Source organism: Infirmifilum sp., assembly GCF_049970975.1.
GTDB lineage: Archaea > Thermoproteota > Thermoprotei > Thermofilales > Thermofilaceae > Thermofilum > Thermofilum uzonense.
Map to the genome: position 1 here is coordinate 1 of NZ_JBMFLX010000035.1, position 13027 is coordinate 13027.

General features: G+C 44.8%; 12 protein-coding genes and 1 rRNA gene. 5 read left to right on the plus strand and 8 right to left on the minus strand.

Annotation, left to right across the window (positions count from 1 at the left end):
* Positions 1-271: 271 nt before the first annotated feature.
* The 3 genes from ACP5KC_RS06275 to ACP5KC_RS06285 all read right to left on the minus strand — a co-directional run bounded on the left by ACP5KC_RS06275 (position 272) and on the right by ACP5KC_RS06285 (position 2908).
* On the minus strand, positions 272-1315 hold the full coding sequence (locus ACP5KC_RS06275) for a Gfo/Idh/MocA family protein (protein WP_273434040.1): 1044 nt from the start codon (positions 1313-1315) through the stop codon (positions 272-274).
* 250 nt (positions 1316-1565) lie between these two features.
* Positions 1566-1684: ribosomal RNA gene (gene rrf / locus ACP5KC_RS06280) — 5S ribosomal RNA — on the minus strand.
* 51 nt (positions 1685-1735) lie between these two features.
* A complete protein-coding gene (locus ACP5KC_RS06285; RefSeq protein ID WP_428286981.1) occupies positions 1736-2908 on the minus strand; it encodes a geranylgeranyl reductase family protein in 1173 nt (390 codons plus the stop codon).
* A gap of 39 nt (positions 2909-2947) precedes the next feature.
* Here ACP5KC_RS06285 and ACP5KC_RS06290 point away from each other — a divergent pair, with 39 nt between their 5' ends.
* A complete protein-coding gene (locus ACP5KC_RS06290; RefSeq protein WP_052884418.1) occupies positions 2948-3385 on the plus strand; it encodes a winged helix-turn-helix transcriptional regulator in 438 nt (145 codons plus the stop codon).
* Here ACP5KC_RS06290 and ACP5KC_RS06295 read toward each other — a convergent pair.
* Genes ACP5KC_RS06295 through ACP5KC_RS06315 form a run of 5 tightly spaced genes read right to left on the minus strand, consistent with a single transcriptional unit; the run spans position 3357 to position 9129 of the window.
* Entirely contained in the window at positions 3357-4400 is a 1044-nt protein-coding gene (locus ACP5KC_RS06295; RefSeq protein WP_052884419.1) for a helicase HerA domain-containing protein, read from the minus strand. The genes ACP5KC_RS06290 and ACP5KC_RS06295 overlap by 29 nt on opposite strands.
* A gap of 8 nt (positions 4401-4408) precedes the next feature.
* Positions 4409-5482 (minus strand): hypothetical protein, encoded by a 1074-nt coding sequence (locus tag ACP5KC_RS06300; RefSeq protein WP_428286982.1) that lies wholly within the window; start codon positions 5480-5482, stop codon positions 4409-4411.
* Positions 5475-7931, minus strand: coding sequence for a hypothetical protein (locus tag ACP5KC_RS06305; RefSeq protein WP_428286983.1), 2457 nt, complete (start codon positions 7929-7931; stop codon positions 5475-5477). Before ACP5KC_RS06305 ends, ACP5KC_RS06300 begins: the two co-directional genes overlap by 8 nt.
* Positions 7932-8711 carry a hypothetical protein gene (locus tag ACP5KC_RS06310; protein ID WP_191118472.1) on the minus strand — a complete coding sequence of 260 codons (780 nt, stop codon included), beginning with the start codon at positions 8709-8711 and terminating at the stop codon, positions 7932-7934.
* Between the two features lie 4 nt (positions 8712-8715).
* Positions 8716-9129, minus strand: coding sequence for a hypothetical protein (locus tag ACP5KC_RS06315; RefSeq protein ID WP_424739176.1), 414 nt, complete (start codon positions 9127-9129; stop codon positions 8716-8718).
* A 170-nt stretch (positions 9130-9299) separates the two neighbouring features.
* Between ACP5KC_RS06315 and ACP5KC_RS06320 the strand changes: the two genes are divergently transcribed.
* The 4 genes from ACP5KC_RS06320 to ACP5KC_RS06335 are packed head-to-tail and all read left to right on the plus strand — an operon-like array spanning position 9300 to position 12922.
* Positions 9300-10019, plus strand: a complete 720-nt coding sequence (locus ACP5KC_RS06320) for a ParA family protein (protein WP_052884424.1) — start codon at positions 9300-9302, stop codon at positions 10017-10019.
* Positions 10019-10366: a hypothetical protein gene (locus ACP5KC_RS06325; protein WP_273434031.1), complete on the plus strand. Its 348-nt coding sequence runs from the start codon at positions 10019-10021 to the stop codon at positions 10364-10366. Before ACP5KC_RS06320 ends, ACP5KC_RS06325 begins: the two co-directional genes overlap by 1 nt.
* Positions 10363-11514: an ATPase, T2SS/T4P/T4SS family gene (locus tag ACP5KC_RS06330; protein ID WP_424740962.1), complete on the plus strand. Its 1152-nt coding sequence runs from the start codon at positions 10363-10365 to the stop codon at positions 11512-11514. Before ACP5KC_RS06325 ends, ACP5KC_RS06330 begins: the two co-directional genes overlap by 4 nt.
* A 7-nt stretch (positions 11515-11521) precedes the next feature.
* The gene (locus ACP5KC_RS06335; protein ID WP_428286984.1) at positions 11522-12922 is read left to right on the plus strand and encodes a helicase C-terminal domain-containing protein; all 1401 of its coding nucleotides are present in this window, start codon (positions 11522-11524) and stop codon (positions 12920-12922) included.
* The last annotated feature ends 105 nt before the right edge of the window (positions 12923-13027 follow it).

The following is a 13027-nucleotide window of genomic DNA, read 5'->3' on the forward strand; positions in this document are numbered from 1 at the left end:
CCGAAGCCATTCCCACCCTCTATAATCTCGGGTAGACCCCTAGTATGTCCTCCCAGCTTCTCATTCCTCGAGAAGGCCTTCAATCCTGTCTGAGAGTTCTTCGAGCAGCCTAAGCATCGCATCGATGCTGTCAAGTACTACTCTGTAGTCTGGCAGGATGTCAGCGTAGGACCTCACCAAGAAGAAAGATAACACCAGGAGCCAGAGAATAACCCCTAAGAGGGGTAACCGGGAGCCCGCACCCGTGGCGCAGGGCGGCAGGCTGCATGGCTTAAACAGTGTCCATGATATTCGCGAGCTCTTCCCATGAGATTTCAACAGGAGCCTCTTTGACAGCTGATTCTAAGGCTTTTACAACACCTTTGAGCGCAATATATCCTTCCAACGCTGAGACTATCGGTTTTCTTCTTGTGGAGACAGACTCTAAGAAGTCTATAAGTTCAAGCTTAAGCGGTTCCTCCTGTAAATAGGATATCTCTATGCTTGTAACTTCATTGTGTATAGCAGTCTTTATCTTTTGTACATCGATAGAGTCGATTCCGTTGTCTATATTTATCCTTCTGAGAATATAGTCTGCAGTGAGAATGAAGTCCTCTGTTCTAACGGAGAAGCTTCGATGTTTATACTTTGGGCTTGTCCTCCAGCTAGCGATAAGGTGTGCCGTCTTCCCACCAGGATATTGATAAACTGCTTCGACTTCAACTTCATATGGAAAATCATTCGTGCGGAAAGTTTGCGCATAGACTTTGCTTGGTAAGTTTCCCAAGAGAAAAACGGAAACATCGAGGTCATGTACTAGAAGATCGTGTGCAACACCTAGGTTGAGCGAATAGCTTCTCGCAGGACCCGGTCCAAGCCTTTTAGCCTCGAACGAAAGTATTTTTCCATTGAGTTGTTCAAGCATTCTTCGAGAAACAAGCACGATGGGATTAAAGCGCTCTATATGCCCCACAGCAAGGACTCTCCCAAGCCTTCTAGCTTTTTGGACTAAGTTGAACCCCTGCTCTATCGTTTCAGCAAGGGGCTTCTCAACAAAAACGTCATAGTTGTCAAGCAATTTATCTACAACCATGTAATGGTAGATTGTTGGAACAACGACAATGACCGCGTCAAGATCCTTCTCCCTCCTAGACAATTCTTCGACACTACCGTAAAATGTGTCTGCATGATAAGTTTTGGCTACTTGGCTGGCACGTGAAATATCAGAATCTACTACTACGAGTCTTCCAACTAGATGGGATTGTAAAAGCGATAAAACCCTGACGTGATTTACACCCCACCTTCCTACTCCAACGACAGCTACATTCAAACTCATACAACCCCCTACATTCATCTGCATTAAAATTGATTATGTTTCCGTAGATCCTGTTCTATAGTGTGAGTTTTAAGAGCCAGCCGCGAAGCAGAAAGAATACATCGTCTACCCTTCACTCCTCTTCAGCGGGGATCTTAAGGTAACAACTTTGACTCTGAGGACACCGCTCTTAGATGACACTGAAACAAAAATAATCCTTGCACCGATACCTGTTTATTGGATATACAGGTAAACTTCGCGTATTGAGAAACGGCTCCAGCACCACCCTTTCCCGGGGCACGCGGACCCCAGTACTCGGGTTGGCGCACCCCCCTTAGCTTCCGGGTTCGGAATGAGTCCGGGCGTGGCAGGGGTGCTATGGCCGGAGCCGATAGCCTTAACTTTGTCTGTAATATAAAAAACTTACGGTTTATTAGATTCTTATGAGAGGAGGGCTTTCGCGACCTTTAGGCTGAAGATAGGATGTCTGAGAAGCTTTGTGGCAACTTGTACAACGTTTTCTCCATTTGCTAGGTTTACAACGTCTTCTGGCGAGAGTATCTCGGCGAGCTGATTTAGCTCTTCATCACTGAGTTTTTCAATTACATTAAGTCCTTTTAGGCTGTCCTTTATCCTTTTACCCCAGTACTCGTTATACTTTGAGACGTATTCACCTAGTGTTTTTGCGGAAAAGTCATCAAGCTCAAGTGCTTTTGAAGCGACCTCAGCCGCTATCTTTCCACCAGCAATCGAAGTATGGATGCCGCCCCCCGTCAAAGGTATGACCTGCCCGGCTGCTTCTCCGATGAGCATGACATGATCCGTAACAATCCGTTCTAGCATTCCTCCAATTGTCACAGCTGCTCCTTTGAACTCGATTATCTTGGATTTAGCAAAGATCTCCTGGTGCTCCTTTATGAATTTGTCCAGGTAAATCTTTGGAGCAGAGCCCTGAACCCCAATGCCAACGTTTGCGAGCGTGCCATCTTTGGGGAAAATCCACACGTAGCCTTTTGGAGCCACCTCATTCCCTATGTAGAAGTATGTGTAGTCCGGGTTATCAAGAGAAACGTTAGTCATCAGATATTGGACGGCGGGTATCACTTTTCTCTCGGCTTGTCTCTCTAAACCGAAAGCCCTTGAGGTAAATGATAGATATCCATCAGCACCTACGAGGAGTGGTGCCTCCACAGTAAGGGTTCTTGCAGTGACCCTAACTAAACCACCAGTGACCGTAGCTTGTTTGACTTGTTCCCGCATAAAGATGTCAGCTCCAGCCGAGGCAGCGTACTCGCCTAATACTCTTAAAAAGTTCCTTTTGTCTATGATATATCCCAAGTCGCCCTCGGACGTTATGCTCAGCTGTTTGCCGTTTGGTGCAACTACTATAGCACCCCTGATAGATCTTGAGATGAAACGATTTGCATCCGACTGGGAGATCTCAGCGGTAGTGATAACTCTCGAACTAATACCTTCACCGCAGGGCTTAACCGATAGTGTTTCATTCTTTTCAAGAACAGAGACCTTGAACCCTTTCTCGGCCAGTTTCCTAGCAAACATGAGGCCTGCGGGCCCGGCGCCGACAACTATGGCGTCGTACTTCATTGGGATCATAGTTTATGTTTTATACCTGGTATAAAAATTATACCGTTGATGGAGTTAGATGGAGCTGGGCTTGAACGGGAAGTTGAAGAAAAGGTTCAGCATGTGTTAAAGGGTGTTTCAGAAACTCTGGAAAAATATGTCAAGGAAAGGAACCTTTCAATAGTTGAAGCAAAGGAGCTGTTGGAGTCCTTAGAGCCAAGCTTTAAAATCATTACGAAGAAGTGGGGGCTTCTAATCCTCTACACTCTTCTCCTAATGGGTCCTTCCTCGTTTAGCAAACTACACGAAGTTACAGGAGTAAACAAAAGAAGTCTTTCAACTAGGCTGAAGGAGCTTGAGAAGGGAGGATTCATTAAAAGAACTGTTAGGACAGAGCCTCCGATTTCGACGCATTATACTCTCACACAGACAGGACGAGACACTGCATTACTTATGATTCCTCTCATCTACTATGTATCTAAGAAAATGCCTCTTCACGAATTCTAAGAAATACTTTCCGTGGTCTTGGATCTCCTTGTCTGAAGAAGAGTGCGGTACCCCGCGACGCAAACAAGACGTGGTCTTTTTCGTCGTTTGTTATGGAGAATAGAGCTGCGATGTCCCTAATATAGCTCTCAGATCCACTGAGGACCAAGACAAAACCAGCTAATTGATATAATCTGATGTCAAACTCTCGCGGAAGCTGCGAAATAGCTATAAGACTATACCCCCACTTTCGGATTTCCTTATAGAGCGATAGTAGATATTTGGAGAACAAGTGCGCTTCCTCTAGAATTATGATCTGTTCTAATCTTTTCTTTACCCCTTGTGAGCGGCGGTAGCCCTGTAGTAGTAAGAGTAAGACTTGTATTGAAAGTCTCCCTATTTCTTGGGAGACCATAGTTGGAAAATAGAAATAGATGTCCCTATCGGAGAGCTCTGCGATCGTTGGAGCGTCCCCGTGAATTCTTATTAAATCATCATAGAGCCGACTTATATCGGGATCCTCGTCCACAAATTTTTCCATGGGAGAAAGCGATCCCTCTTTGAGACATCTAAGTATGAGTTTTCTGATCACGTTTCTAGACCCATAGTATGCATAGATTAACTCGATATACCTGCTGAGCTCGCTTGCATACTCTTCGTGTGACCAGCCGGGTATACTTAGAATGTTTATCTTATCAACTGTCATTTTTATTGAATTATCAAATAATCGTTTGTATGCCTCCTCGCCATGAGGATCGATTACCCAGGCCTTGACCCCTTTCTCGCGTGCCTCCAAAATTATATGCCTTGAAAGCGTCGACTTTCCACTACCACTCGTTCCAAGTATTACACCATGTACGTTGGGTAGACTGTAAGGATTAAGATATATATTCCTCCCCTTGTCATCAACGCCTAATAATATTCCTTGTCCCTCTTCACGAGGTGGTACTACAGCCAGCGGAGAGAGCACCGGTATCACATCACCCGCTAGAACCATAACGTACCTCTTCTCGAGTAAATGGCGTAGCGATTGCACGGTGATAATTATTCTAGAGTTTTTAAGGCCAACATATCAGGTTCGAAGTGCAAGCCCATACGCTCCATGGTGTCTCTAATTTCCTTAGGTGCTATTAGTAAGCCGTTAACCAGGAAAACAGGCTCTCTTCTTTCCCATCTTCTCCTAGAGGCGAAAAAATATTTCTGACTTTCGTGGAGCATGCTCAGCTTATCAAGAGCTGTTCCCATTTCATAAACCCTGTAAGCATGAGAATCTAGGCTGGCAGCAATTTCCCATGGCGCAGGCTTTAACCTCATGGCCATGAAGGGTATAGTGGACACAATACTGTATACGACGCGGGCTCTGGTGTATATTTCTCTCAAGGATGGATAGGTATAGGTAACTGTAGCTTTTTTTAGACCCCATACTTTTAAACCTCCGTTCTGTATGCTTACTTTATAAACAATTCCCTTGCCCGATGAAAGAGCAAGTATCTCTAGTGCCAGGATTACTACAAGAGGTGGGAATAACCCGGATACAAGTATCGTAGATATAAGGGTTAGGAGCTGTCGTACAGGATTCGTTTTCACCTCGATCAGCTCAGGAGGCCTTAATAAGCCTTTTAACTCCGACCCAGCCAGAACACGATAGGAGCAACCTAGAAGTTCAAAACCTCTTAAAAATGCTTCCCTCATGCTTTTCAGCTCGTCTTTGATCCTTTTTCCCTCGTATTCACAGACCTTAAGGACAATAAACATCTCTCCTTTAACAGTGATGAATATATATTCACCACCTGCTGTGAAAGCAGTAGAGAAAAAAGAAAGTGAGCTTAACCAGAAATCCTTCTCGTTAAGATCGTAGCAACCATGACGGCAGTCCAAAACCTGGAATCCAAGATATACGCAAGGCTTATTACCTGAGTAAGAGAAGCAAATCTTCCTTAAACATTCCAGGTGATTTAATGGAAGACCACCATGCATCATATGCACTATATACGGATAAATCTCTCTTGAGATAACTACGATAGATAATCCAAGTAATATTAAGGATAGCTCAATGGAATATGCCCGTGTAAAGAAGCCAGCTATTAAGAACATGAGAAAGATTATAGCCTTACCCACTAATATCCGACCTCAATTTCTCCCATATTATTCTCCAGCGATCATTTTTTGCAGCCCCAAAAGTAAGCCCCGGATCCTTACCCAGATACATTTTCTTAGCCATCTTCACTATAGACTCGTTCTCGTTTTTAAGCTGGTCAAGAGCTTTTAACCGATAGAGGAGCTGGAGTGATTCGACCTCGTATCCTTTCTCAGCATACAGCTTGTTAAGTCTAAGTAATTCCTTAAAGACGCGAGGATTTGCAAGCCAGATAAATAGAAGAATCCTATCTATGCTCTCTATACTTGTACTATTTTCCACAAGGTCAGATAACTCCTTAGTGTGCTCAGATCTAATCTTTCGGATATCAACAGTAACTAGTTCACGGTATTTTATGGTCATCAGCTCAGCTAATTTTGGGTTTAGCTTCCTTAATGTTATATCGTTAAGTTTGAAGTAAAGCTGTCCGCGTGAAAAAGCATGATAACCTAAACTAGAGACTAGTATTCTCTTAAGGGGGCTCAAGATTCTTTGAGCACCATGACTTATTGCGATATCGAATCGTCTCGCGGAAATCCTGAATTTCTTCTTCGATAAAAGATAGAAGTTATGGAGAAATCTATTTCTCTTTCTCTCATTAACTACCTTTAAGAATAAGGGTACAGGTGCCTCGTTGACTTTTTCAAGTGCTGAGATCAGGCGACTCTTGTTTGGTATGCTTGTAATTCTGACACCCGAAGGAGTAATTATTTTAACTAAAATTTTATCCCGATCACCAGGCTTCGACCGCGTCGAGAAAAATACATTTATGGTTCTTGAGAGATTTGCTATTTTAGTCTTTGAAATAGTTTGACGGAAGAAAGTGGATAAAGCTACTTCTAAGCTGCCACCTAAGCCTACAATGCTAGTAGTTTCAATTAAAATAACAAAGAGAGCATTATAGAGAACGATGAATGAGCCAAGAAAATTAATAGGTGCACTAATTAAGTGTTCAGACACTTGACTTATTATTTCCCAGTGCGAGACATAAATGGGTATAAAGGACTCGTTCCAAACTCCCCTGCCTATTATCGTTATATTCAAAATGGGTTGGAAGATTTTGGTCTCGTTGCACTTGTCTAGTGAGAGATATACTGTTTGCTCCTCGAATCGTGGCATAGGGAAGTTTGTGACGTTGGATTCAAGAAAAACATCCATTTCTGGAAAGACTCTTACTCTCTTGAGCCATTCCGCACTCCTTTGTAAAGCACGCTGATACCACAAGGCATCTATCCTTTGTCCCGGGGGTAAAGCCCTAGAAGTTGAAATGTTTATGGGGCATGAAAGACCTTCTGACTCGAATCTTTCTATGGTAAATCCGCCGCCTCTAAAACTGATGAAGACCCCCTTTTTCAAACTACTTTCCCCTAGATAGTAGCTCACATAACCCTCTCCTCTCACAGAGGGGTGAATAGGTTTGTCTCCTGTGAAGGCTATCACATGACCCGTATGACCTTGTGGGGTCTCAATTATGTCTACTGGGAGTGAAACAGTCAAGTTTACCGTTAAGCCACTACTGACGTTAAAGACGGCAGGCCATACGTAACAACTGCAATAACTCCACGCTCTATCCTTCTCTTCCAGATAACAGCAACTATTGAGAGTAAAGTTTGTCCAATACTCGGTAACCCACAGAGCCTTGTATTTCCCAGCAGGAAGTATCAGGATTGACCCTTCCCTTACTCTTGAAACGTACAAATTTCCTTCGTGGTCCCGTAAACCTAACAAAATAAGCGGTCTGTATATCGGAGTTCCAGATGCTTCCCGTACTTGAACGTGAAGGTAACCTAGACCACTTGGAGGATTTATTCCAGGAACTTCACTTAATCTTATCTCAGGGAAATTCCTTACCTGTAATGGTAGAATTACACTTACTGCCAAAAAAAGTAACCATACAGGAAGTATTAGTCTTCGCAGGCGTGGAATGAAAATTAGAGGTATAAGTGTTAGTAGTAGAGAATAGATGAAGGGTAAAAGGGTCGTCAGCCTCAACAATAAATGAGAGATAAATGCCGTCGTTCCAATAAGGTTACCGAGGGTCTCTAAAAAGCTAAGAGACACATGCATCCAAGGCTGATATAGTGAGAGTAGTTCTGCAGTTGCGGGTCCACCTGCTCCGGCGAAGACTATCCCAATGATTATATCAAAAACCGCTATAGACAAGGATAAGGAGACTATCCTACTGTGATATTCTTTCATCCTTGAAATCAACTGAGTAAGGGTCTCCGAGACCGCCCAGTATAAGCTGTTTCCAACCTTACTCAGTTCAGGATAGAAAATAACTAGCAGAGAAAAAGATGCTAGAAATCCTATCAACTCGGATAAGAATATTCTCAGAGCACGTTTCTTGAATCCCAGAGACCAGTAAAGTAAAACGACAATACTTGTAGAGGCAAGTCCGACTCCAAATACCAGCTCATCTTGAGGCAATTAGATCCTCACCACTGAAACGTAAATAGAGTCAAACACCCCCGCTAAACCATAACCTGCTACTATCGAAATACTAAATGCTAAAGCTATGAGTGTGGCACTTTCGCCCAACTTGATCGTAATGTCGCTGACCTTAGAGGAAACACTTATCCAGTCTACAGGGTTTAATGGAGAAATTTCCGGGATTTTTTCAAGATCTCTTGAAACTATTTGTGCGCTGAGGATAAATGAGATGCTTGTAGCAAGATATATGGCCAGAAGTGATGCTCCTACGCGTCTAATCTTTGGCACAGGTAGAAGAATAGAGCCTATAAGAGCTAAGTAAGGGGCAAGCACCGAGAAGAATTTTGCTGCATAGCTTAGATGCATATAGAAAATTGCTAATATCGAGAGCTCTGAGATGGCCCAACCTGTTGCAGCTCCTAGAACACTTGAGAGCGGTGATGTTAACGGAGCCGAAGCTAAGAGAGCACGTTCTGTTTGCACATACATAATTGTGGAGATAGCTTTTTGGCTGGCCTCCCAAAACACGCTGCTTGAATATGAAATCTTCTCGCTTACTGTACCCGTTGCATTAAAACTTAGAGGAATTTGAATATATGATGCGATCAGGTCTGCAATCCAAAAAATCACTTGTAATGCGAGCAGGTGGATTAATATGTCTACGACAGCTTCAAGACTCTCGATGGCCTCTCTCCTTTTCCCAAGAATCCATTTTACAGAACCAGAGAGAATGTATATAATGGCGGCAAGGCCTGCAGCATAGTCGGCTAAAAGCATGATGTCAACCACCTAGGGAAGTTGTTATTAGACGCCATCCCCGCTGCAGTAGGTTTTCCATGATCTTAGCGACTGAGGAGATTTCTGGAATTCCAAGCGAGTTAAGTATCATTATCACGAAAAACAACAGTGGTAATATGGCCAGTGTTTCAGCAGCCCTGATGAATTTCGAAACCGCTATACTGCGTCCGAAACTTCCTCCGGTGACCCAGGAGAGAGCTGCATCGAGTATGAGCAATATGAAGCCAATGATTCCTATCCCGAATGTTATAGCAGCTAATAATGCAATCACGTCCACAAATGGTTGAAAAATCTTGGAAAGTAGTTCTTCTGGGCTAACAGTAAGTAAGGCGGCTGGAGGTGTAAGCATAAGCGCTAAGTTATCGTCTACTTCTTTCCAGTCTACTCTTCGTTTCAAACGGGGACGACTCCTCTTTAGATATCCTTCGTAAACTACTTGGAGCAATCTTAGTTTTAATTTCCTTATGAACATCAACAGTTGATTCCTATAAACTCTTAAAAGCCAGACATAGTATAAGTGCTCCCGAATATCGATTTTTAAAGATACTAGGCTTTCTAGTGGGAGTCATGACCTTAGTAGTAGCTACAGTTTCTGGACATAAAGGTGGTACCGGCAAGACTGTCGTGGCTTCTCTCTTGAGCTACCATCTATCGACACGCATCGGGGAGAAAGTACTGGTTATAGATCTAGGAGAAGCAGGCAGCAGTACGACACTTCTCCTCGAGGAGGACCCAGGACCTCCATACATAAGCGATTTTTTCCTAGGCAGAGCCACATGGTCTGATGTTATAGTCGTTTCAAACTTGTCAGATAACTTGATGATTGTTCCATGCAGTGGAGAAGTGGGCCCTGTTGATCCCACGTCGCTTGAATACCTAATTGATAGGACTTCAAAACACTTCGAGTATATAATATTGGATTTGCCGGCATACCCTGGAAGCTTGTACGACCCAGTGGTAGGATTAGCCGAAGTTATTATCACAGTGTTTAACCCGGATTTTCTATCATTCCAGGCGGTATCCACATGGCTTAAACGTCGAGATTTTTTCAGGAGGAAGCTTATCCTGCCTTTGTTAAACAAGTACTTTCTCTTCATGGGGGACTGGAAAGATCTCGCCCGGGATGAATTTGGAACAGTGTTCACAATGCCCTTCGATGCCGCCCTGCAGTTTTCATTTGCAAGAAATATTGGTGAAGCCTACAAGAACGCCAGTAACCGTGTCAAAAAAGACCTTGAGGTATTGACTTACAGACTCCAGAAGCCCTTACTTAAGGTGACTGGCTAATGAGCTTTAGAAGACCTTTTACCTCTGTTAAGGATAACGAGGAACCCCCTATTTTACCGCTACCCTCTTTGAGTCAGAAAAGCCCGGTAAAAATAGAGGATAAAAACATAAGCGATAACAGTGAGTCTCTCGGCAAAGGCATAAGAAATCTTGAGGCGGTTTTGCGGAGCCTCGGGGTTGAGGAAAACATCTCTGCGCGGGTAACAAATAGGCTTAACGAGATTGACAGGGAACTAAGCAGAATAAACAGTGAAATAGCAAAGCTAGAGCGTGAGAAAGAGAACTTACTAGCAGAGCGCGAGAAAATCACCAAAGCCTTGAGACTATTTTCCGGGATCACGGAATGAAGCTATCGCTTAGCTTTTTAAAAAACAAGAAAAAAGGAGATGAGACCATTGCTAAGGTCGCAGTAAATACCCTTTTACCTGAAGGAGCTAAAATCATATTAAAGAACCACTCGGGATTTCTCTTCAGTTATGACTCGAAGCTGGAGATACTTCCCCTTAAAACGCATCCTGTTTGGAAAAATCTTTCCCCTCTTTTCATGGCGCGTGAAGTTGAGGAGATATGGGTTTTCGAGTCGAGAACTGTTGTGACCATAAAGAACCTAGGACGAATTAGTATAGAGGGGCTTCCAAGTAAAGAAGAACTTGAGGATATCATAGTCTCGATAATAGCTTCGACTGGTTTAAAGGTAGATATGAGAAGGCCTAGAGGCGTCGTAGACGTGGACGAGTGGAGAGTGTCTGTACAGTTAACAAGCGGTGGACAAACACAAATCGTTGCAACAAGGCTTTCAAGTATCCCTCCCTTAAAGAGTCTCTTGGATCCTCTAACAGCTGCCAGAATGATTCTCCTCTTATTGAGGCCCTCCGTAGTAGTGATCCTCGGTCCACCTGGCTCTGGGAAGACTACTCTCCTTAACAGCATCGTGGGCGAAGTTGGTAAGATGTACCCACATCTCCACATCGCAGTTATTGAGAAGTATAAAGAGCTTACATTGAGGGAGGGTTGGTTCTCTTGGATAGTCAGCGAAAATCTCGTGGAGGGGGTAAGGTGGGCGATGCGCTACTACAGACCCGACATGGTTGTAATAGGGGAAATAATGGCTGAAGACTTCTGGAGCGTTATCGAGCCTAGCCGTAGCGGGTTACCAACAATTACAACTTTTCACTCGCCCAGCATCAGAAAAGCAATAAAAATTCTCTCAGACTCTCTGAGGGCTCAGCTAGGATATGGAGATGAAAGTAGTGCACTGCAATACATCGACGTATTTGTTCAAACTTTTAAAAGGGTTACCCCGCAAGGAGTGGAAAGAGGAGTTGAGAACATACTTTTGAGCGATGGTCAAAGACTCATCCCAATATACTCTGACGGACAAGCCGCTCCCAAAGAGATATTCGAGAAGGCTTTACCAGATCAGCTCTACGTCGGTTCAACCGCAAAAACAATGAGAGAAATATTCCAGAGATATGGATTGACACCCGAAAGGTAGCAAAATCTTGCGTGTCCTAGAGGTATTCGAGAAGGCCGGGCTTAAGCCTAGGCCCGGACAGGTTGAGGCTGCTGAGGCTTTAGCTGGTGTCGAGGGTGATGCATTACTGGTAGCGCCCACAGGGTTTGGAAAAACCCTTGCCGTATTGTCGGCTCTTAGATCTTCTGGGAGGCTTCCTGTCTTGTGGCTGGTGAGGAGCCTGGAGCTCGGAAGTAGGATAAGCGGGGATGCCTTAAGGCTAGACTTGAAGCCCTTCATCGCAGCCGGGAGGGCCAGGTCCTGCAGCGTGAAGACGGACGACCCGGAAGAATACTGCTTGATTAACAGGTCACGCTGCCCCTTCTTCCAAAACTTGAAAGAGGGGGTCCCAGACCTCTTCTATACGAGTTGGGAGGAGATACCCTCCCATCTCTGCAGGTACTATGCACAAGACTTCTACATCGCCGCCGCCGACGTAGTGGTTCAGAATTATAGGCGGAGAGTAGTTGGAAGCTACAGAGCAGTAGTTGTGGACGAGGCACATAACCTCTTGAAGCCCAACATTGTTGAGATAAAGGGTTTAGGAGAGGCCCTAGACGCCCTAGACGCACTGAACCCGGAACTGGGGGAGAAGATAAGAGGGATTATCAATAAGGGGGTAGCCTCAATAGACTTGGATGTCATAGAAGAGACGCTCATCGTTTACAGGGAAGAATTCGCAAAGGAGTCATTCATGGCCCGGAGACTACTACCCCTGGTAAGGTTTCTCAAAGCCGCTTCGAGGGGAATCGTCTACAGGGAAGAGGGTAAAGTCATGGTCGCCCTGCCTCCCTGGAGGCCCAGCATCGGCCCCCGCATCTACCTTAGCGCTACTATTCCTAAACCCATCGAAGACCTCTTTCAAGCCGCCGTTATCCGGGTGCCTTCAGAGCCGAGGAAGGCCCTCGTGGTCGGCGACGTGACCACTAAGTACGGGGAGGAGACGATATGGGGGTACATGAAGCTGCTTTCAAGCCTGAAAAAGAGGCATAAACGCATCCTGGCATTCGCGACTGACAGGATCATAGTCAAACTGGTGAGCGTAATAGACTTTCTCGACGAAAAGCCCCCGGACGACTGGCGCGGCCTAGCAATGTTTAATGTCTTCGGGCGTTTCAGCGAGGGGGTAGACCTGCCGGCAGACGCTGTTGTAATGGTTGGGGCCCCCTTCCTTCCACCCGACGTGACGGAGCGCCTGCGAAAGTACTACTACCGGATGGGCATCGACCCCGACAACGCCCGGTGGATACCCATGGTTACAGCAACACTCCAGGCTATAGGCAGGGCCACGCGCAGTCCAGAGGCAAGCCCAGAGATCATTCTCGCCGACTACCGCTTCAAAAAATTCGCGAAATACTTCGAGCCAGTACTCCACATTCAAGATTCCTAGTTCGGAAAATGTTCAACGTTTTTCATCACCCACCCGGATAAGGGTCTCCTTTACGCTCGACCTGTTCGGCTTTAGAATTTTCGCCTCTGGTAGCCAGGCTGGAAA